General features: G+C 68.8%; 13 protein-coding genes and 2 pseudogenes. 9 read left to right on the top strand and 6 right to left on the bottom strand.

Annotated elements, in window-relative coordinates; genetic code table 11:
* Positions 1-13: 13 nt before the first annotated feature.
* From ACZ7IB_RS13910 to ACZ7IB_RS13895, 4 genes are all read right to left on the bottom strand, one after another.
* Positions 14-1,735, bottom strand: a complete 1,722-nt coding sequence (locus ACZ7IB_RS13910) for an ABC transporter substrate-binding protein (protein WP_470912538.1) — start codon at positions 1,733-1,735, stop codon at positions 14-16.
* Between the two features lie 247 nt (positions 1,736-1,982).
* Entirely contained in the window at positions 1,983-5,885 is a 3,903-nt protein-coding gene (locus ACZ7IB_RS13905; RefSeq protein ID WP_470912536.1) for an endo-alpha-N-acetylgalactosaminidase family protein, read from the bottom strand.
* Between the two features lie 63 nt (positions 5,886-5,948).
* The gene (locus ACZ7IB_RS13900) at positions 5,949-7,070 is read right to left on the bottom strand and encodes a GntR family transcriptional regulator (RefSeq protein WP_470912533.1); all 1,122 of its coding nucleotides are present in this window, start codon (positions 7,068-7,070) and stop codon (positions 5,949-5,951) included.
* A 260-nt stretch (positions 7,071-7,330) separates the two neighbouring features.
* Positions 7,331-9,346: a DUF2264 domain-containing protein gene (locus tag ACZ7IB_RS13895; protein WP_470912531.1), complete on the bottom strand. Its 2,016-nt coding sequence runs from the start codon at positions 9,344-9,346 to the stop codon at positions 7,331-7,333.
* Between the two features lie 224 nt (positions 9,347-9,570).
* On the opposite strand from ACZ7IB_RS13895, the gene ACZ7IB_RS13890 reads away from it, so the two are divergent.
* The 4 genes and pseudogenes from ACZ7IB_RS13890 to ACZ7IB_RS13875 form a co-directional block, all read left to right on the top strand.
* Positions 9,571-10,671, top strand: a complete 1,101-nt coding sequence (locus tag ACZ7IB_RS13890) for a substrate-binding domain-containing protein (protein WP_470912917.1) — start codon at positions 9,571-9,573, stop codon at positions 10,669-10,671.
* Positions 10,672-10,854: 183 nt separating this feature from the next.
* Positions 10,855-11,835 (top strand): hydroxyacid dehydrogenase, encoded by a 981-nt coding sequence (locus ACZ7IB_RS13885; RefSeq protein ID WP_470912916.1) that lies wholly within the window; start codon positions 10,855-10,857, stop codon positions 11,833-11,835.
* 204 nt (positions 11,836-12,039) lie between these two features.
* Positions 12,040-12,225, top strand: a complete 186-nt coding sequence (locus ACZ7IB_RS13880) for a transposase (RefSeq protein ID WP_470912529.1) — start codon at positions 12,040-12,042, stop codon at positions 12,223-12,225.
* Positions 12,198-12,350: pseudogene (locus ACZ7IB_RS13875) on the top strand (S8 family serine peptidase); the annotation flags it as partial. The gene ACZ7IB_RS13880 and the pseudogene ACZ7IB_RS13875, both read left to right, overlap by 28 nt.
* 70 nt (positions 12,351-12,420) lie before the next feature.
* Here the strand turns inward: ACZ7IB_RS13875 and ACZ7IB_RS13870 are convergent.
* Positions 12,421-13,890 carry a HAMP domain-containing sensor histidine kinase gene (locus tag ACZ7IB_RS13870; RefSeq protein ID WP_470912526.1) on the bottom strand — a complete coding sequence of 490 codons (1,470 nt, stop codon included), beginning with the start codon at positions 13,888-13,890 and terminating at the stop codon, positions 12,421-12,423.
* Complete coding sequence (locus ACZ7IB_RS13865; protein WP_470912524.1) at positions 13,887-14,621, bottom strand: response regulator transcription factor; 735 nt, start codon at positions 14,619-14,621, stop codon at positions 13,887-13,889. The genes ACZ7IB_RS13870 and ACZ7IB_RS13865 overlap by 4 nt, the downstream gene beginning before the upstream one ends.
* 170 nt (positions 14,622-14,791) lie before the next feature.
* Here ACZ7IB_RS13865 and ACZ7IB_RS13860 point away from each other — a divergent pair, with 170 nt between their 5' ends.
* The 5 genes and pseudogenes from ACZ7IB_RS13860 to ACZ7IB_RS13840 form a co-directional block, all read left to right on the top strand.
* A complete protein-coding gene (locus ACZ7IB_RS13860; protein WP_470912523.1) occupies positions 14,792-16,153 on the top strand; it encodes a ferredoxin reductase family protein in 1,362 nt (453 codons plus the stop codon).
* A gap of 11 nt (positions 16,154-16,164) precedes the next feature.
* Positions 16,165-16,608, top strand: coding sequence for an FMN-binding protein (locus tag ACZ7IB_RS13855; RefSeq protein WP_470912521.1), 444 nt, complete (start codon positions 16,165-16,167; stop codon positions 16,606-16,608).
* Positions 16,601-17,368 (top strand): FAD:protein FMN transferase, encoded by a 768-nt coding sequence (locus tag ACZ7IB_RS13850; RefSeq protein ID WP_470912519.1) that lies wholly within the window; start codon positions 16,601-16,603, stop codon positions 17,366-17,368. Before ACZ7IB_RS13855 ends, ACZ7IB_RS13850 begins: the two co-directional genes overlap by 8 nt.
* Positions 17,369-17,507: 139 nt before the next feature.
* Complete coding sequence (locus ACZ7IB_RS13845; RefSeq protein ID WP_470912517.1) at positions 17,508-18,026, top strand: DUF2231 domain-containing protein; 519 nt, start codon at positions 17,508-17,510, stop codon at positions 18,024-18,026.
* Between the two features lie 275 nt (positions 18,027-18,301).
* A pseudogene (locus tag ACZ7IB_RS13840) lies at positions 18,302-18,505 on the top strand (transposase); the annotation flags it as partial.
* Between the last annotated feature and the right edge of the window lie 94 nt (positions 18,506-18,599).

Raw genomic sequence — 18,599 nt, 5'->3', positions numbered from 1 at the left:
GCGGTCCTTGTTCCTATTCGGCCGGCTTGAGGTGCTGGAGGGTCAGGGTGAAGTCCGGGCCATTCATGAAGTGCGGGATGTAGCCGTCGCTGCCGGGCTTGGGCCAGCCCTTCCACCGGCTGGTGTTGATGTCCATGAACCACACACTCTGGAACAGTGGGCGCAGCGGCACCTGTTCGGCGACGATCTTCTCGAGCTTCGCCGAGATCTCCTTGATCCGCGCCGGGTCGTCCGTGGCACGCAGCTGGTCGAGGAGGCGGTCGGTCTGCGGGTCCTTCCAGCGTTCGGTGTTGTTGAAGTTGGAGTTCTTGCCGATCGGCTTGGCGTACGAGCTGCCGAGCATGGCGGAGTAGGACTTGTAGACCCCGGTGCCGCTCCCGGCATAGTTGAAGGCCATGCCGTAGTCACCCTCGTTGACCTCGGGGTCGAAGCTGGAGGACTGCACCGGCGTCACCTTGACGTTCAGGCCGAGAGCCTTCTTCGCCTGGTCCGCGAAGCCACGTGCGTAGGCCTGCCAGTTGGCGTACTCCTGGACGATCTTCAGTTCCAGGGGGTAGGACTTGCCCGCCTTGACGAGCTTGCCATCCTTGACCGTGTAGCCACCGGCCTTGAGTTCCCTCTTGGCGAGCGCGATGTCCTGCTGGTTGACCTTGCCGCGGTACTCGTCGGCGATGACGTCGCCATAGGCCTGTTCGTCGAGCCCGGTGATGTTCGCGGGGGCCTGGCCGGTGTTGTTGAGCGAGAGCATCCTCTGGGCGTCCACAGCCGCGGAGAGGGCGCGCCGCACATGGACGTCGTCGTACGGGGCGACGGCATTGTTGAAGTACAGGGCCGTGCTGCCGCCCGTCGCGTACACCGCGTAGACGTTCGTCTTCGGGTTTTTCGCCACGAAGTCCTTGTCGGCGTCGGCCCACGCGGACGTGGCCAGGTCGAGTTCGCCGGTGAGCATCTTGGGCTTGGTCGCGTCGTCGAGGAGCGCCGGGACCTTGATGGTCGGTACGGCCACTCGGGCGCCCCAGTAGTCGTTGCGAGCCTTGTAGGTGACCTGCTGGCTGCTGAAGCCGCCGAGGGCGTACGGTCCGGTGCCGACCGGATTGTTGTTGGTCCAGGTCTTGAGGTCCTTGCCGGCCCACTGGTGCCGCGGAACGATGTCCAGGTTGCCGGTCCCGAAGCCGCTGAGCTCGGAGTAGGCCGCGTGGTCCCAGGTGACCTTGACGGTCGCGCCGTCCACCTTGGTCACCTTCTTGTAGGTGACGCCGGCGCGGTTGAGTTCGGGGTGCTCCAGCATGAGGCTCAGTGTGTAGACGACGTCGTCGGCGGTGAGCTTCTTACCATCCGACCAGGCAACATCGGTGCGCAGATGGAAGGTGAGCTCGGTGCCCTTGCTGTTCCAGTCGAAGGACTTGGCCAGCCAGGGGTCCACCTTGGCACCCCGGGTGTAGTCGACGCGCACCAGCGGTTCGAACAGCAGCCGCAGCGCGGGGCTCTTGTCGCTGGCGGGCGAGTAGATGTTGAAGTTGCGGGCCCAGGTCGTCACGGCCCCAGCGGTCATGGTCAGCGACGCGGCACCTTTGCCGCCCGTGCCCCCGACGGTGCCAGTGGTCCCGCTGGTGCAGGCTCCGAGGCCTGCCACGAGGCAGACAGCCACCGCGATGGTGTTCAGTCTGCGTCGGCCGTTGTCGATGGACAGCACAATGTCCTCCTTGCGATACGGAATGACGGGTACCCGGGCCACGGCGTCAGGGAGACGGAGCGGATCGTCAGGGGCGGCAGCTCGTCCGGGCTGCGCCACTGCGCGGGTAAGCAGTGCACGGACTGTACGAGATCACTTCGGAACTCGGCCAGAAACTCACCTCAACCGTTCAACATCGATCACTCGGGGGAAGATCGAAACCGCCGTGCAGAATTGTGAACAAGGTGGGCCCAGGTGCCTGCCGCCTTGCCGCGGCAGACCCCTGGGCCCGAGTTCGTCAGAGTGGGGTTCAGCCGCCTGTGCCCGCCAAAGTGGCGGTCAGGTAATCCACGTTCGGTCCGTCGTCTTTGGCCGACGTGAGACGTATGGTGTTGGCGCCCGCCTTGAGTGGCAGCTGAAACCTCCGCTCCGACCATGTCGACCACGAGCCCGTAAGAGGCCAGGACTGCGTCCCGACGTCCGTGCCGTTGACGGTGAGCGTCAGTGGCCTGTCCCCGGACAGCAGGGCGTAGTGGACGGCCAGGGTGTAGTCGCCCGCCTGCTCGGCGTCCACGGTCCACTCGACGGAATCCCCGTTGCCCGAGGGATAGTTGACGTATCCGTCGCCGCTCTGCCCTCTGGCAAGGGTCTCCGTCGTCGTCCCACGCAGCACGGCGTCCTCCGCCTCACAGCGCACGCCTGGACGGCAGTTGAACGTCATCTTGCTGTCGGCGAGTGCCGTCACACGATGTTTGTTGAACGTGGCACTCGCCTCGCCGCTGACGTGGTACGAGCCTGGTTTCGCGCCGTTTGCCGGGAACCGCAGCCTGTAGGTGGCCTTCAGGCTTTCGCCGGGCGCGAGGGTTACGGCCGCAGTCGGTGAGACGGGCTCCAGGGTGAAGCCACTGGGCGCGGTCAGCTTCACACCGATGTCGGTGACGGGTACATCAGCGTGGTTCGTGAGGGTCGCCGTGACCGGCGCGTCCTGGCCTGCACCGGCCCGGATGTCGTCCACGGACAGGCTCAGCACACCCGTGGACGGGCACTCGGACGCGGAGCCTGCCGGAGCCGGTCCGAGGTCGTCGACCACGAGGTCGTCGACGGTGACAGCGCCCTTGCCGCCGGCCGAGGTCAGCGCCAGATAGGGGTCGCCGCACTGGGCACCGCCGGTGCTGAAGACCGTGCCGTACTCCTTGCTGGGCGCACTGCCCTGCGGCGGCGCACTGTCGGTCCATCCCTGGGGCCGGGGGGCGTCGGCGGCAGGCCAGCTGTCGAGGGCCCTGGCGGTCGTGGCCGGTAGCGCGTCATCGACGAGCGTACGCTCCGGCTCGACGCTGCCCCCCGAGCGCACCTGGAGCCGATACTGACCGGCTGCGTCGGACTGGTACTTCAGACCTACGCGATAAGTGCGCCCTGCCTTGAACGTCAGCGTCCCCGGCACCGTGCGCCACACGTCACCGTGCCCGATGCGGAAGGACTTGAACGAGAAGTCGCCGTCGATCGTGTCCCGCGTGTAGCCATCGTGACGCTCGGCCCGATGACTGTGCGGGTTGTCGCTGCCGGAGCCCTCACTGTTGACGAACGGTCCCCAGGCGCGATCTGCGGCCTCGAAGTCCTCGTAGAAATAGTGCTTGGCCTTCTCGGCACTGACATGCGTCGGACTGACGCGTATGTCGGCGAAGTCGGCTGAGCTGCCGTCAGCGCCCGCGGCACCGGCAAGGCTGACGGTGGCCGTGCTGTGGCCCGGCGGGACGGTGAACGCGGCGTACGTCTTCTGGAATGTGGTCCCGTTCCAGACATTCACCGGATCCTTCAGTTCGGCCGGCGAGGTAGCCATGGATCTGCTGACCGGATCGCCGCCGTAGCCGCTCACCCCCAGCGTGGCGGTGCGCCCGCCTGAGACCCGTACGTAGGCGGACGCCTCGTAGGTGCCGGGTGCCAGGCCGCTGATCCGCTGCGTGAGGCGCCCTGCCCCGGACCCGTCGAAGCGGGCGAACTGCCAGCCCTTGTCGCTCGTCTCGATGCCCGCACTGCCCTCCTTGGACCAGGCGTCGAGAGTGTGACTGTTGAAGGACCCGTCCTTGACGAGTGCACCCTCGCCCCACACCGTGTGCTGTCGCGCCGCTTTGCCGCGATAGAGGACATACCCGGTGCGGGCGTCGGCGGTGACGGTGACCTCGCCGTCCGTGACCTTCAGGGTCTGCTTGTCCTTGCGGCCGGTGTCGGTGAGCCGGTACAGGGACACGGTATCCAGGCCACGCCACTTGGGGGGCAGCTTCCAGGTGGTGGTGCCACCGTCGTCGTTCCAGTGGTAGATCTTGCTCTGCTTCTCCGGGTCCCAGGGGAGGAACAGCTTGTTGCCCTGGGCGAGTTTCGTATCACCCTGGAAGAGCTGCCAGGTCCCGGTGGCATCCGTCGAGTACACCCCGTCCGTGAAGTCGACCCGGTGATCGGTCCACTTGGTGATCGGGAAGTGCTGCATGAACTTGGTCGGCAGGTTGTTGGTGAAGATCTTCTGCTGCCAGGCCTTCAGATCGGTCTGGCCCATCCAGCCCCCGTAGGAGAGGTTCGAGAGGCCTTTGAGCAGCGTGGCGTCCTTGCGGTACCAGATGTCGCGGTCGGTGTTCTCAATGAACCGGATGATCTGCGAGCGCACACCGTTGTCCTCGTACTGACCTGAGCGGTGATACCAGAGCGCGTCACGGTCGAGGAAGTCCTCGAACTCGGTGTGCACCATCCAGCCATGGGCCTGCTCAGCCCTGGCCAGCTCATAGGCGTTATATCCACGGGCGAAGTACACGTCGTTGTAGATGAACGCGAGACCCGGCACATCCTTGGCCAGACCGTCGAGCCGCTTGCCGAAGGCGCCCGTCTGGACGTCCTTGTCCCGGTTCATGTGGTACGAGACGTCCCGGTAGATCCAGCCCGGGTCGTCCGCTCCGTTGGTCATGTCCCATCTGAAGTTCTTCGCATCCGGGTACGCCTCGGTGGAGTTGATGTGGACCCCGATGGCGGCGTCGTACTTTTTCGCCTTCTCCACGAGGAAGTTGAGGTCCTTGCGGCCGCCCGCGCCTTTATTGATGTGGCCGCCGTAATCCGGGTGCGCGTTGTCGTGGCCCTCGGCCTGATAGCCCTTGAGCTGCACCAGCTGGCCGAGACCGTCGGTGAGCAGGCTGCCCTTCTTGATGTCGTCGAGCACACGCGTGAAAGGGTGGCTGGCGAAGCTGTTGGTGTTGTACTCGATGTTGGAGACCACGTAGTCCTTGGTCCGCTCGGCGCCCAGCGGCCGGTACATGATCTCCCGGTACGCCATCGCGCCGTCCTGCCAGTCGACTGCACCGTCGTCATTGCGGTCGCCTGTGAGGACGACTTTGGCGTAGGGCAGTTCGGTGGGCTTCGGGTCCTGCCCGTCGACGGGCTCGGGCCGCCAGGTCCAGGTCCCGCTCGAGACGGACGTGGTCTTCTCCTCGCCCGTCCGCGCCGTGCGGATCAGCAATCGCGACTGGTCCTCGAGCGAGTTGGACTCGACGGCGGCGGCGAGATGGTCGGTGTTGAGCATTGCGTAGGTGGTGCCGCGGGGCGCGCTGTCGACGGGAGCGTCCGCGAGCTTGATGTGCTTGTCGATGTCGCTCTCGCTGTTGTACGCGGTGGTGAACGAAAGTCGCGCGTCGGCCAGTTCGGCACCCGGCTGGTCGGAGCGGGCGGATATCAGCCCTTGGTCGGGGATGGCCAGCGTACGCAACTTGTGCTCGGGGCTCTCGTCGATGCCGGTGACCTTGAAGGTGAGCACATGGCCGCTGACCGCGAGACGGGCCTTGAGCGTCAGATCCAGGTCGTCGACGCGCAGCGTGTAGTCGACCGCCGTTCCGTCGGCCGCGGCCGTGCTGTGGACGCCGGGTGTGTATGTCGTTCCGTTGACGACGACTTTGCCAGGGCCGCCCTTCGTGCGGCCGTACATGACCGCCCCGTCGGCCGACCAGTCGTAGCGCCGGACCGCGGGGAAGCCCGGGTCGGCCTGAATGGTCAGCTCGGGGGACGAGATCGGGATTGTGTCCGCGGCCCCGCCGTCATCGCGGTCGCCCGCGGCCGCCGTCGCCGGCAGAGCCACGGTGAGTGCGCAGCAGAGCGCGACCGCGGCCAGTCTCCGCGCCACAGGCCCGCGCGGCCACCGGCCGTTCGGGTTGTTCAAGGCCTTCCAGGCCGTCGTACTCATGAGACTCCTTCGTCTGCCCAGGTGGGGACAGACGCTCATGCTGCTGAGCGGCGACGATAGGAATCAACAAGAACTACGCGGACTCCAAGGGGATTTCCCGCCGCAGGATGCCCGCACCACGATCCGGGGACGTAGCCCCACTTGGTGCACGGGGCCTGTGCCGTCGTCGGCCAGACGCTGCAGCAGGATCTCGGCGGCGAGCCTGCCCAGGCGATACTTCGGTGGCGACACCGCGGTCAGTGGTACCTCGGCCACATCGGCAAACTCGTTGTCGTAGCTGATCAGGGCGAGATGCTCCGGAACCCGCAGCCCCGCTCTACGCGCCGCCCCCAGGATCAGGGAGGCCTCACGGTCGCCGAAGCACAGGGCGGCACTTGCACCGTCGGCCGCCAGGACGGCAATCGCGGCATCCGCGCGCCGCGAGTCCCACGCTTCCAAGGGCTCACCGACCCGGACTGCCGCCAGAAGGCCGAGGTCGCCGACGGCACGGTCGAACCCCTCGGAGATCGGCACAGCGTGCGGGCCGTCGGTACGCACCAGGAGCGCGATCCTGCGGTGTCCGAGATCATGGAGGTGCCGTACCGCGGCATAGGCGCCGCTGGCATGGTCGGTGCACACATGTTCGGTGGCATCGAGAGGCCCCGCGGCGGCCAGCCGGCGCTCCATCAGCACCACAGGCACCGGCGATTCGAGCAGTTCGGCCATCCGCCCGAGGGGATCGGCGAGTTCGTGCAGTTGGGGCACCAGCAACAGTCCGTCCACCCCGGAGCCGACAAGTCGGTCGATCGCCTCGCGCTCGACGACCTGGTCGTAGTGGGAGCACGCCAGGACCATGCGCGCCCCGGCGACAGCCAGCGCCTCCTCGATCCCCTGAAGCACTCTCGGGTAGTACGACGATGTGGTGGGTACCAGCACTCCCACGACCGCGGAGGCATGCCGGACAGCGCCCGGCCGCGGCGCCGCGAATGTCCCGGCGCCCTGCCGCCGCTCGACCAGCCGCTGCTCGACGAGGACTTCGTAGGCACGCCGGACCGTGGTCAACGAAAGGCCGGTCTCCGCAGCCAGTTCCTGCTCTGTCGGTAGCTTGCTGCCCTGTGGCCAAGTGCCGTCAAGGACCCCCCGACGCAGCTCCGCCGCCAGGCGTTGGAACTTCAACTCCCGTGCGGCGTACGGCTGGGCCACCATCTGGGCCTCCCCTTCCGCGGCTGGAGCCGCGCTTCGCACCGGCCTCCGCGAAGCGCACCCGTGGGATGCGGGGGCCGGCGGGACAGCTTGATGTGCGCCGATCACTGGACAGAAGCGCGCACCACTGGGTCTTCGGCGTGCCCGGCGACGTCGGCGCGGTGTTCGTCGGTCATCGGGAACACCACGTTCGGGCGGCAGGCAGTGACCTACTCATCTGTGTCCTCTCATTCCTCTGACGCTCGGACCGTCGGGTCGTTCGTTCAATGGGAGACGACGACCGGCCGCTCGCCGGGAGTCAGCCGGGCGTACCGCACCGGCCCTTCCAGCACCTGTCCCCCCAGCTCGGGTGAACGCGCGGGCGCCGGCCCCAGGGCGACAAGGACCCGGGTGCCGTCGGGGAATCGCGCGGCGACCGTGGTTCCGTCGATCCGGCACCGCACGTCCGGTACTTGCGCTGTCGCGCCCTGCCCGGTGAGTCCGACCAGCGCCACGTGCAGCGTGCGGTGTTCGGCCCGCTCGGCGACGGCATAAGGGAAGGCAGTCCTCACGCCGAACGCGCTCGCGGTTTCGTCGTTCGCGAGCCGTACCGGGTCATGGCCGTGCAGGGAGACGAAGCTGCTGGTGAGCCCGGCGGTGGTGACGGCCGAAGACCGGTCCCCGCCGTCCGGTTGCGAGACCAGCGCTTCCCCGGCTACCTGCCACCCGCTGTGGTAGAGCGGTAGGCCGGGGGAAGCATCCACGAGATGGACGCGCAGTTCGTACGGGCCCCACACCACGCTCGCCGTCTCGATACGGGCGTCCGCCGCACTGGCGGGGCCCTGTCCGTCCGGCGCGGCCGGCCAGACGGGACGGTGCCACGACGCGGCGTGGCGGTCGACGACGCGCAGCCGGTGGATGCGGTGACGCTGGGACAGTCCCAACTTACTGTCCATAAGACCCACGTGGTTGTCTGCGTGCTGCGGCCGCCCAGGTTTCGGATGGGCGGGGCCGGTGGCTGTTGAGTACGCCAGACGCGCGTAGTGAGGATCAGCGGCGGCGCCGGGCGCGAGCCGGTTGTCGCTGCCATGGTTGAACAGCCGGACGACGCCGTCGGCGCGTGTGGCCGAGAGGACGAAGCCGGGGGAGGGCAGGGCCCTGACCTGGTCCGCGCGCTCGACGGGGAGCGCCTCCTCCACCGCGGTCCAGCATGGGTGATCCGCCGGCAACAGCAAACCGAGGAAGCCCTTGGACAGCCAGTATGGCGAGCCGGGCCCTGAGTAGCGCTGCACCAGCGGCGGGAACTCCCCGTACCAGCCGAGCGTGGCGATCCCCCGGTGGTCGCGGAAGCCCCGGTCGGTGAAGTGCCGCAACGCGCCGCTCGCCAGCCGTCTGGTCTGGCCCGGGGTGAGCGGTGTGGCGTCGGCCAGCGCCCCGACCCAGGGGGCCGCTGTTGCGGCGAACCGGTAGATCAGGGAGCGTCCTTGGTGCATGGGCGCACCGTTGGAGCCGAAGAACAGCGCGAAGTCTTCCAGGAACCGGCTCAGTCGCTCTCGCAGGACAGGCAGTCGCGCCTTCCCGCGCTCCCCGGCCATCAAGGCCCACAGCACGGGATATGTGTGCATGGCCCAGCCGCAGTAGTGGTCGAAGCAGTCGGCGCTGCGGGCATCGCCGCCGTCACGGTGCCACCCGTCACCGACGTAGAACTCTTCGATCCTGGCGAGGTCGGTGTCCATCTCGGCGCGGTCGTGCGCCCCGCCGACACTCGCCAGGAACTCGCCGACGATCACCCGGAACATGTGCCAGTTGTTGTCCGGGATGACCAGCCCCCAAGCACCCTGGAACCACAGGACGATCCGCTCCTGCACTGCGGAAGGCAGCTGGTTCCACAGCCACGGCCTGGTCAGATGCAGACCGAGCGCGAGGGAGCACGCCTCCACGAGTGTCTGACGGCACTCCTGCGCCAGCCTCGGCCACGCCTCGGGATGAGCGGGGTCGGTACCTGCGGCGAGACCGTCGGCGTACGACTGGATCAACCCGGCGGGCGCTTCTCCTGCGCTGCCCGCCATGCGGAAGGCGAACAGCAGGAAGGTCCGCGCGAAACCTTCCAGCTGATCCGAGTCGGGACCCGAGGACGAGGGACGGCCCGGCAGGGCGATGCGCGCACCCGAGGGAGTGGTGAACCGGTGTGCGTCCACGAGAAGTTGGTCCGCGAGCTCCACCCAGTGGGCCCGCCCGAACCCGGTGAAGGGGGAGAGCTCCCGGTCCTCGGGGGGCAAGGACTGGTGCGACAGGCTCATGCGCGGCACCTCGTTCTCTCATTCTGAGTCGCGACGGTATGGAAATGATCGCCATCATGAGCGTTCGGCCAAGGTGGTCACAAGAAGTCGAAGGGAAACGAAAAGAGCGAGGAGAACGAAAGCCGAGACTTTCGATCGATCGGAAAAGGCAGTACGCTCCACGCCCGATGGCCAGGTAGCCCCATGGCCGGGTAAGCGTCAGCCGATTCGGGGGACAGCACGTGATGATGGCGGTCGAGCGTCACGAGGCGATCATGCAGGTGGCCCGGAGTCAGGGCTGTGTGCGCGTGACGGACATGGCCGGCCGTCTCGGCGTCTCGACGGTCACTCTGCGGCGGGACATCGGAACGCTCGTCGACCGAGGCCTGCTGGAGCGGGTCTACGGCGGCGCGAGCATACCCGGCAAGCGGCCGGAGTCGGCGCGCAAGACGGCGCGAGGCAAGCAGACGGGCAGGCGCGACACCCACCGCCGTGCCACCGTCGGCCTGGTGGTCCCGTCCTCCGTGTACTACTACCCAGGCGTGATTCGGGGGGCGGAGTCTGCTGCCGGGGGGCACGGTGCCCGCATCGTTCTGGCCGTCTCCCACTACGACCGCGACCTCGAACGCGAACAGGTCGACCGGATGTTGAACCGCGGCGTGGACGGGCTGCTGATCGCGACTGCCCAACCGCCCGACGAGGATCCGGAGACCACGCAGTGGCTGAGCGGACTCGACGTGCCGGCCGTACTGGTCGAGCGATCGCTCTCGGGGACGGCCGCCGCGCACATCGAGTACGTGCGCACCGACCATGCGGCGGGCACCGAACTCGCGGTGGAACATCTGGTCTCCCTGAGGCATACGCGGGTGGCCGCGGCGGGTGGGCTGGGCAGCCCCACGGCCCGGTGGCTCTTCGACGGCCACGCGGAGGCGCTGGCCAGGCTGAGGCTGACCGACGGCGGCGTGGAACGTACAGAACTGCCGCGCAGCGACCTCGACCCGAAGGGCAACGCAGCGGCCGTCGCATCCTTGGTGGACCGCTGTCTGAGCTCCGGGACGCGAGCCGTCGTCGTGCACTCGGACGGTAACGCGGCGGCGGTCGTGCGGGCAGTCATGGAGCGCGGGCTGGACGTCCCCGGCGACGTCGCGGTCATCTCCTACGACGATGAGGTGGCAGCACTTGCCGAGGTGCCGCTGACCGCGGTGGCCCCGCCCAAGTTCGATGTGGGCCGCACCGCCGTGGACACCGTGATGCGACGCATCGCCGCGCCGGGTGATGAGGTGGCGACCCGGCGTATGGCACTGCTGCCCAAGCTCGTGGTCCGTTCCTCCTGCGGCGCCGGATGACATGACAGCCTGCCACCTGCCTGTTCATCATCTCCTCTCCTCGCTTTCGGTTCCTTTCGGTCAGCAGGGTGATCGTTGACGCTGCCGACCGACCGGTCATTGGATTGCCTCGCGACCTGTACATCAAATCCACAGCCGAGGAGACGCGTGACCAGCGACAGCCGACCCCGACTTGCCCTCGCCATGCACGAAGGCCTGGCAGGGCGCCTGTTCGACGATGAACTGCTGCGGCGTCTGGGCAGGGCCACAGACCTCGATCCAGCCCCGGTGCTCCATGAGTTCACCTCGCCTCAGTCGAAGGCCTCGCTCGCCCGCGTCGACATCCTTGTCACCGGCTGGGGATGCCCTCCCCTCACGGCCGAGGCACTGGCGCTGGCACCACACCTGCGTGCCGTTGTCCATGCCGCCGGATCGGTCAAGCACCATGTCACGGCCGCCTGTTGGGAGCGGGGAATCGCAGTTTCATCGGCCGCTGCCGCCAATGCCGTCCCCGTCGCCGAGTACACGGTCGCCATGATCGTCCTGGCCAACAAGCGTGTCCTGCCGCTGCTCGCGCGGCAGGCACCCGGCCACGTACAGGTGGACTCGCCCGACGGGTCCGGTCCGGCCGGCAACTACCGTAAGCAGATAGGGATCGTCGGCGCCTCTGCCATCGGCCGCCGCGTCCTCGCCCTGCTGCGGAACTACGACCTCGAACTCGTCATCGCTGACCCCTACCTCACCGAGGCGGAGGCCGGGACGCTGGGCGCACGACTGCTCGGGCTCGACGAGCTCGTATCCACCAGCGACGTGGTCTCCCTGCACGCGCCGTCGCTGCCGCAGACGCGGCATCTCATGGACACGCGGCGACTGTCGTCGATGCGCCCCGGCGCCACGTTGATCAACACCGCGCGGGGCGACCTGGTCGACACCGCCGCGCTGACGGCCGCGGTGGGCAGCGGGCAGTTGTACGTGGTGCTCGACGTCACGGATCCGGAACCGCTGCCCACGGACAGTCCACTGCGGGATCACCCACACGTCGTGCTGACGCCTCATGTCGCGGGCTCCCTGGGAACCGAGCTGCTGCGCATGGGAGAGCTGGCCGTCGGTGAGGTGGAACGCCTCGCCGACGGCCAGCCGCTGGACCACCCCGTCTCGGCTCGCCTGCTTGAGCGCATGGCATAGGCACGAGTTTCGTCCCTCATGCATACGAGGACATACCTGATGTCACTTTCGAAGACACCGGGGAGGAGCTGCGGCTCGGCGTGATGGGCTGGGACCGTGGTCCGAGTTGGGCAGACATGTCGCCGAGCAGGGTACTTCCGCCCCTGAAGCTTCTGTCCTTCCCTCGTAGCGTGGAGTCCGTGATTGCAGGGGAGGTCGAGGCTCATGGGGCCCATGAAACGGGCGTACGACACCGAGTTCCGTGAAGGTGCTGTACGCATCGTGATCGAGACGGGGAAGCCGGTCCCGCAGGTCGCCGACGAGCTCGGAGTCCACGCGGGCACACTGCACAGCTGGGCGGGCGGTGACGGCGGCCGGCGCCACTCACCGCGGCCCGCTCGCAGGAGATGAACGACGTTGGTGAGGGCCTCTACCGCACCCTCAACGGCACCTCGATGGCCACCCCGCACGTGGTCGGCGCAGCGGCGATCCTGGCCCAGCAGCACCCGGACTGGACCGGCGCGCAGCTCAAGGAGGAGGAGCGCTACGACCTGAACATCAAGCTGGTCGGCCGGGACGGCAAGCCCGCAGCCGACTGGGTCGGAATCAACCTGGCCGGCGACGCCTCGCCGTGGTCGGTCTACATCGACGGCTGTCGGGGAGTGTGAGGCGGAAGGTGGTGTGTCCGGGGCTGCTGGTGACGGTGGCGGTTCCGCCGTGGGCGGTGATGACGGCGTGGACGATGGAGAGGCCCAGACCGGTGCTCCCCGTGCTACGGGAGCGGGCGTGGTCGGCGCGGACGAAGCGGCCGAAGATTTCGGGCTGGAGCTCTTCGGGGATGCCCGGCCCGTTGTCGCTCACGACCACGGAGACGCTGGTCTGATCGGTGGTGAGGGTGATGGTCACGTTGGTGCCGGGCGGGGTGTGGGTTCGGGCGTTGGCGAGGAGGTTGCCGATGGCCTGCTGGAGGCGGTGGGCGTCGCCGGTGACGGTGACGGGCTCCTCGGGGAGGTCGAGGAGCCAGTGGTGGGCGGGACCTGCGGCGCGTGCGTCGTCCGTCGCGTTCAGGATCAGCAGGGTCAGGTCGACACGTTCGTGGTCGAGGGGGCGTCCGGCATCGAGGCGGGCGAGGAGGAGCAGGTCGTCGACGAGACGGGTCATGCGCTGTGATTCGCTGTTGATCCGTTCCAGAGCGTGGCGGACTTCGGCGGGGACGGGGCCGTGGTGACGCAGGGCGAGTTCGGCGTGGCCTCGGATGTTGGCGACGGGGGTGCGCAGTTCATGGCTGGCGTCGGCGGCGAAGTGCCGCAGGCGTTCCTCGCTGGCTTGGCGGCGCGTGAGGGCGTCCTCGACGTGGCCGAGCATGTGGTTGAGGGCGGTGCCGACCTGGCCGATCTCGGTGCGCGGGTCGGTGTCGGGAAGGGGCCCGGGCATGGCGACCTCGCCGCTGGCGAGCGGCAGCCCGGCGACCTCCGCCGCCCGGGCGGTGACTTTCTGAAGGGGGCGCAGGGAGATCCGCACCCAGAGGGCCGCGGCGGTGCCGGTGGCCACGAGGGCGGCGCCGAACAGGACGGCTTCCACTGCTTCGAGGCGGTGCACGGTCTCTTCCACCGGGTGCAGGGGCAGGCCGGTGATCAGGATGTCCTGGTCGTCGCCCTCGACGGCCGTGACGCGGTACTTGCCCAGAGCGGAGAGGAGGATGCTGTGTCCGTGTCCGTCAGCGGGGATCCCCGCCAGGGCGCGCCGGTCCCCGGGGGTGAGCGGGAGGGAGCGGTCGGTGGCTTGATCGACGACTGCTGTCTGGGTGACAGTGCCGTTCAGGAGGCGGGCACCGAAGGTCGCCTCGGCCTGACCGCGGGTGTCGGGGCGGTTGTCGGCGTCGGGCGTGGTTTCGTGTTCCAGGCTGGCGGCGAACCGGCCGCCGGAGGCGGAGAGCTGTTCGTCGAGACGCCCCATCAGGAAGCCGCGCAGGGCGAGGGCGGTGGTGATGCCGACGGCGAGGCAGGCGAGGGCGAGCAGGGTGACGAGTCCGGCGGTGAGCTGGCCTCGCAGGGTGCGCGGCGGCGGGGGCCTCATGGTGCTTCCGGCTTGAGGACGTAGCCGACGCCGCGCACGGTGTGGATCAGCGGGGTGCGTCCGGCGTCGATCTTCTTGCGCAGATAGCTGATGTAGAGCTCGACGATGTGGGCGCGTCCGCCGAAGTCGTAGGCCCAGACGCGGTCGAGGATCTGGTCCTTGGACAGGACCCGGCGCGGGTTGCGCATGAGGAAGCGCAGGAGTTCGAACTCGGTCCGGGACAGATCGACGGTGGCCCCGCCGCGGCTGACCTCCCTGGCTTCCTCGTCCATGCTGAGGTCCCCGACGGTGAGCCGGTTCGTGCCCGGCTCGGCGGTCATGCCGGCCCGCCGGAGCAGCCCGCGCAGCCGGGCCAGGACTTCTTCCAGGCTGTAGGGCTTGGTGACGTAGTCGTCGCCGCCCGCGGTGATGCCGGCGATGCGGTCCTCGACGGCGTCGCGGGCCGTCAGGAACAGCACGCACACGCGGGGTGCCTCACGCCGCAGGGTGCGGAGGATCTGCAGGCCGTCGAGGTCGGGCAGCATCCAGTCCAGGACCACCGCGTCGGGCCGGAAGGCGCGGGCGGTCGTGAGCGCGGTCGCGCCGTCGGCGGCGGTGCGGACCTGCCAGCCCTCGCCGGTCATGACTCCGGCCAGGACGTCGGTGACGTCGGGTTCGTCGTCGACGACGAGGATCCGCACGGGTTCTCCGTCGGGGCGGTGCAGAAGCGAGGTGGTACGCGGCTCGTTCATGGTTCCTTCAGCATCCCCCAGCCCGGCCCGGGGCGGTGCGAGCCGTGTCTCTGAGTTTCCTCTGAATTTGCGCTGAGGGTGGCCGACGGGGCGGTTTCAGAAGGTACGCAGAAGTTGGGCTGTGAGGCTGGCCGCCCATCGCCGGAGCGAGTCCCATCCGGAGGAACCCCATGACCACCACGTTCACCGGCACCTGTGCGAGCCGCGGGATGCGCCACCGGCGCCCGCGTCACAGCGCCGTGCCCTTCCTGGCTCCGCTGGTGATCTGGGCCGGCGCCGCTGGTGTGCTCGCACTGTGGTGGAGCGACACGACGTCGGTCGTCGGCCCGGCGGGCTGGCTCACCGGCGCGGGGCGCATCTCCGGGCTCCTGGCCGGCTACGCCTGCGCGGTCCTGCTGGCGCTCATGGCCCGCGTGCCGCTCCTGGACCACACCATCGGCACCGACCGCCTCGCCCGCTGGCACGCCTGGGGCGGCCGCTGCACCGTGTCCCTGGCCCTCGCCCACACCCTGCTGATCATCTGGGGATACTCGCTGACCTCCCACACGAACGTGGTGAGTCAGACCTCCGCGCTCGTGCTGCACTACCCCGACCTCCTCAAGGGCACGGCCGGGTTCCTGCTGTTCCTGGCCACCGGAATCCTCTCGGCCCGCGCGGCCCGCCGCAGGCTGAGTTACGAGACCTGGCACTACCTGCACTTTGCCACCTACCTGGCGGTCTTCCTCACCTTCGGCCACCAGCTCTCCAACGGAGCCGACTTCGTCGGCAACCGCTCCGCGCAGGCGGCCTGGTACACACTTTTCCTCGGCGTCGCCGCGCTGGTCGCCTGGTACCGGTTCGCCGTCCCACTGTGGCGCGGACTGCGCCACCGCCTGCGCGTTACGGCGGTCTGCCCCGAGGCACCCGGCGTGGTCTCCGTCCACCTCACCGGCGAGCACCTGGACGAGCTGGGCGGGCGGCCGGGACAGTTCCTGCGCTGGCGCTTTCTGGCCCGCGGACTGTGGTGGACCGCCAACCCCTACTCCCTCTCCGCCCCCGCACACCCGCACCACCTGCGCATCACGGTCAAGACCGCCGGCGGCCACAGCGCCGCGCTCGCCCGCCTGGCACCCGGCACCCGCGTGTGGGCCGAGGGACCGTACGGAGGCCTTACCGCGAACCGCCGCACCGCCCCCAAGGTCCTGCTCCTGGCAGGCGGCGTCGGCATCACCCCCCTGCGCACGCTCTTCGAGACACTGCCGGGCCAGGTCACCCTCGTCTACCGGGCCCGCCGCCCCGCCGACCTCGCCCTGCGCGCTGAACTCGACGCGATCGCCGCCCACCGACGGGCCACCGTGCACTACGTCGTCGACGAACCGGCCGCATACTCCTCACCCCTCACCGCCCGGGGCCTGACCGCCCTGGTGCCGGATCTCGCCGCGCACGACGTCTACCTCTGCGGCCCTCCCGGCATGACACACGCCGCGATCCAGGCCCTGCGCGATGCCGGCGTCCCGGCACGACGCATCCACCACGAGTCGTTCGCGTTCTGAGGAGAACCACCATGCGCCGAGCCGTCCTCGCCACCACCGGGATCAGCTCCCTCGTCGTCACGCTGCTCGCCCTCAAACCCCACCAGCCTCCCGCCCTCGCCGGGATGGCCCCCCGTTCCCCCGCCGTCTCCTCGGCCCCGCGTACCACCGCCGGCACCGCGCCGGGCACGCCCACCGGAACGGGCACGTTCACCGGGGATCCCATCGACACCCGGTACGGGACCGTGCAGGTCGCCGCCACCCTCACCCAGGGAAAGATCACCTCGATCAAGGTCCTCCAGGCCCCGGACCGCAACGGCCGGGACCAGCAGATCGCCTCCTACGCTCTGCCCCGCCTCACCCAGGAAGCGATCGGCGCCCAGAGCGCGCACATCGACGCCGTCTCCGGCGCCAGCTACACCAGCCAGGGCTACATCCAGTCCCTGCAGAGCGCCCTGGACCAGGCCCATGCCTGACACCGCACACGGACTGCGCCACGCCGAGCACGTCATGGGCACCGTCTTCTCCTTCGACATCCGGGACAAGCCGACCCCCGCCATCCACCGCGCCCTCGCCGAGGCCGTGCAAAACCTCCACCGGGTCGACGCTGTGTTCTCCACCTACCGGCCCGACAGCCACATCAGCCGCCTCGACCGCGGCGAGATCCGTCTTGAGGACTGCCCGCCCGAAGTCCACGAAGTCCTGTCCCTCTGCGCACAGGCCGCCCATGCCAGCGACGGCTGGTTCAGCATCGTCCCCGCAGGGACCCTCGACCCCTCAGGGCTCGTCAAAGGCTGGGCCACCGAAGCCGCATCCCAACTCCTCTACGACGCGGGCGCGCACCACACCTGCGTCAACGGCGGCGGCGACCTCCAGCTCCGCGGCCAGGCAGCCCCCGGCACCCCGTGGCGCATCGGCATCGCCCACCCTCTGCGCCCCGGCGAACTGGCCACCGTCATCACTGCCCACCACGACCTGGCCGTCGCCACCTCCGGTACCGCCGAACGCGGCGCCCACATCCTCAACCCGCACCGTGGCACACCCGCCACAGCGTTCGCCTCCCTCACCCTCGTCGGGCCCCGCCTGACGCTGACCGACACCTACGCCACCGCCGCGTTCGCCCGAGGCGACGGCGCACAGGACTGGGTAGAAGCACTGGACGGCTACGAAGCCCACGCGGTCCTGCCCGATGGCCAGGAATGGCGCACACCAGGATTCCGCCGGTATGGGGCATGAGACGGGACACGGCCTCATTGCCGGCCGCAGGGAACGGGCGCCTCCGCATCACGGCCGCAGCTTGCCCCACCGAGGGCGCCGCACGAGCCGAACTCGTCCCTTGTCCACTGTTGAACACCAACCTCGAAGGAGCCCCCCTGTGGGACTCGACCTGATCAACGGCATCCCCGCGCACGTCCTGTTCGTGCACGTCGTCGTGGTCCTGGTACCCCTCACCGCCCTCGCCCTGATCCTGTGCGCCGCCCTCCCATCGGTCATGCGCCGGTTCGGTCTCGCACTGCCGGCCCTCGCCTTGGTGTCTTTGGTCAGCGTGCCGCTGACGACAGACGCCGGCGAGTGGCTGGAGCGGCACGCGGACAGCAACGCCCTGGTCCGCAAGCACACCGAACTCGGTGACGAACTGCTCCCCTGGGTCATCGCGCTCTTCCTGGTGGCCACGGCGGTGTGGTGGTCCTACCGTCGCGCCGCTCACCGCGCCCCTGACGTGGTGGGATCCACCAACAGCACGCTGGCCACGCCTGTGCGTATCGCCGCCGTGGTGCTGTCCCTCATCATCGGCGTGGGCTCCGGCGTACAGGTCTACCGAATCGGCGACTCCGGCGCAAAAGCCGCCTGGTACGACGGCTACTCCGCCACCGCCCACCCTGACCGCGGCTGACACGCACTTGCTGCGACGCGCCCCAACCCAGGGACCGCGCTCGTTGACAACCGCACGGCATCCGGCCCTTCTGCCCGCTGTGCATCGAGCACCACAAGCAGAAGGGCCGGGACGTACCCGAGTATCACTGCTCGGCTCACGCGATCCTTGTGATGACAGCGCGAACCACGTGGGGAACTGACACCCGCAGCCACCGAGTGCCAGTGCTGAAAGGAACTGGATGGGCTTTGTTACGTCTCTGGGCAGGTGGTCGTTCTGGTGGTTTTCCTGCCGGTATGAGGGAGGGCGAACTCGCTGAGTGCCGGGGCAGGTTGGAGGATTTCGCTGGGGAGGTGTTCGCGCCGCCGGCGCGTGCTGACCAGCGGGTGAAGGGCGGGCTGCATCTGCGGGGCCTGTTGCTGGACGGGCTTCGGAAGTCGATGCAGCCGATGGTCGAACGGCTCGATGTGGACCGTCAGCAGTTGCAGCAGTTCATGACCTAGTGCCGCATCAGGCAACGTTTGCCCTGTTGTGATGTGACGCGCCGTCCGGATGCTGTGGTGGACGGCGCGTGGGCGTCATTCTGTCCGGGTG

This window comes from Streptomyces sp. NPDC037301, assembly GCF_055602785.1.
This window is presented reverse-complemented; position numbering and strand designations above follow the sequence as displayed.

Bases quoted from the DNA above. Each gene is read 5' to 3' on its own strand.
- ACZ7IB_RS13895 (WP_470912531.1), bottom strand. From the start codon at position 9,346: ATGAGCCTGTCGCACCAGTCCTTGCCCCCCGAGGACCGGGAGCTCTCC.
- ACZ7IB_RS13870 (WP_470912526.1), bottom strand. From the start codon at position 13,890: ATGAGGCCCCCGCCGCCGCGCACCCTGCGAGGCCAGCTCACCGCCGGA.
- ACZ7IB_RS13900 (WP_470912533.1), bottom strand. From the start codon at position 7,070: ATGGTGGCCCAGCCGTACGCCGCACGGGAGTTGAAGTTCCAACGCCTG.
- ACZ7IB_RS13850 (WP_470912519.1), top strand. From the start codon at position 16,601: ATGCCTGACACCGCACACGGACTGCGCCACGCCGAGCACGTCATGGGC.
- ACZ7IB_RS13905 (WP_470912536.1), bottom strand. From the start codon at position 5,885: ATGAGTACGACGGCCTGGAAGGCCTTGAACAACCCGAACGGCCGGTGG.
- ACZ7IB_RS13860 (WP_470912523.1), top strand. From the start codon at position 14,792: ATGACCACCACGTTCACCGGCACCTGTGCGAGCCGCGGGATGCGCCAC.
- ACZ7IB_RS13855 (WP_470912521.1), top strand. From the start codon at position 16,165: ATGCGCCGAGCCGTCCTCGCCACCACCGGGATCAGCTCCCTCGTCGTC.
- ACZ7IB_RS13865 (WP_470912524.1), bottom strand. From the start codon at position 14,621: ATGAACGAGCCGCGTACCACCTCGCTTCTGCACCGCCCCGACGGAGAA.
- ACZ7IB_RS13880 (WP_470912529.1), top strand. From the start codon at position 12,040: ATGGGGCCCATGAAACGGGCGTACGACACCGAGTTCCGTGAAGGTGCT.
- ACZ7IB_RS13885 (WP_470912916.1), top strand. From the start codon at position 10,855: ATGCACGAAGGCCTGGCAGGGCGCCTGTTCGACGATGAACTGCTGCGG.
- ACZ7IB_RS13890 (WP_470912917.1), top strand. From the start codon at position 9,571: ATGATGGCGGTCGAGCGTCACGAGGCGATCATGCAGGTGGCCCGGAGT.